The organism is Oleiphilus sp. HI0043 (assembly GCF_001634935.1).
Genome location: NZ_LWEY01001616.1, coordinates 1 through 1,535, shown reverse-complemented (window position 1 = coordinate 1,535; position 1,535 = coordinate 1). Strand labels below are relative to the sequence as shown.

Sequence of the window (1,535 nt, the reverse complement as noted above, 5' to 3'; positions counted from 1 at the left end):
AACATCCACTGGATACCTTGAAAGTTCGCGATTGCCTTGCCAAATTGCTCACGTTCTTTTGTGTATATCGTTGCATAGTCGATGGCTGCCTGAGCAATACCAAGTGCTAATGAGCCGACGCCTATTCTGCCGCCGGCCAGTTCGCCAACGGCGACACGATAGCCTTTGTTTAGATCACCCAAAAGTGCACTGTCATCAATGTTGCAGTTATCGAAACTAAGCTGACAAGTAGAAGAGGCTTTTTGTCCCATCTTTTGTTCGGGTTTTCCTATTATTAGGCCGGGAGTCCCCGCCTCGACAAGGAAACAAGAAATGCCTTTTCCTTTTGCCGCACTCTTATCCGTCAGAGCCCAGACAACAAATACGCCAGCATATTCTGCGCTGGTAATGAATTGCTTGCTGCCATTTAGCGCCCAGCCCGAAGCTGTTTTAGTAGCGGAACATTTCATTGATGAAGGGTCCGAACCGGCCTGAGACTCAGTCAAGCAGAATGCTCCGGCAGAATATTCACCAGAGCAAAGTTTTGGTAGATAAGAATGTTTCTGTTGTGTGCTGCCAACAGCCTGGATAACCTCAGCAACCATGTTTGTTACCGATGTTGTAACTGCTGTCGAAGCGCAAGCCTTGGCTATTTCAGTGATGGCCAAACTAAAGGAAACGGTACCGGCATTGGTACCGCCGTATTCACTCGAGATATTGAGCCCCATAAAACCGAGCTCAGCCAGTTTCTTTAGATTCTTAACAAAGGTTTCCTGTGCCTCCCCCATATCAAGCTTATCGGCGATAGGCATCAGTTCAGAGCTGGCAAATTTACGTGCCATACTCTGAATCATAATNTGCTCCTCGTTCAGTGATAAGTCCATATGGGTTCCTCTTTTAGTGAGTTAGTGTTTGTATAATAGCGGACTATTTAGCAGCTAGGTCACGTGTAACGACTTTATGATGTTCCCAAAATGCCGCGCTTGGTATTATTTTGCTGCCAAACGGACAGCGGAATCAATACGTATCACTTCACCGTTAAGTATTGGGTTCTCAACAATATCACGCACTAGCCTACCAAACTCATCGGGTTTACCTAGTCTAGATGGAAAGGGTAATGTTGCAGCAAGGCTGTCTTGTACTTCTTGAGAAAATGATTCCATCATAGGCGTTAGGAAGAGGCCGGGTGCGATCGCTAATACGCGAATGCCAAACTTTGCGAGCTCACGTGCAGCGGGAAGGGTCATTGATACGATCCCTCCCTTCGAGGCAGAATAGGCAGCTTGACCAATTTGACCTTCATAAGCCGCTACTGAGGCTGTTGAAATGATTACGCCTCGCTCACCGTCTGCGTTTTCTTCTCGGCTTTGCATGTCTGCTGCCGCCAGCCTTAGTACATTAAATGAGCCAACAAGGTTTACTTGAATTACGGTATTAAAAAAGTCTAAAGACATTGGGCCGTCACGCCCAAGAATACGTCCTGGATTGCCAATGCCGGCGCAGTTAACAGCTATACCGCAGGGCCCGTGAGTTTCGCGTGCTTTATTGATAGCTGC

Annotated in this window: 2 protein-coding genes; both read right to left on the bottom strand. The window is 47.3% G+C overall.

What is annotated here, in order from left to right:
- A partial coding sequence (locus A3729_RS24365) for an acyl-CoA dehydrogenase family protein (RefSeq protein WP_369820156.1) occupies positions 1–833 on the bottom strand: 833 nt, incomplete at its 3' end.
- A 135-nt stretch (positions 834–968) separates the two neighbouring features.
- A partial coding sequence (locus A3729_RS24360; protein WP_068634382.1) for an SDR family NAD(P)-dependent oxidoreductase occupies positions 969–1,535 on the bottom strand: 567 nt, incomplete at its 5' end.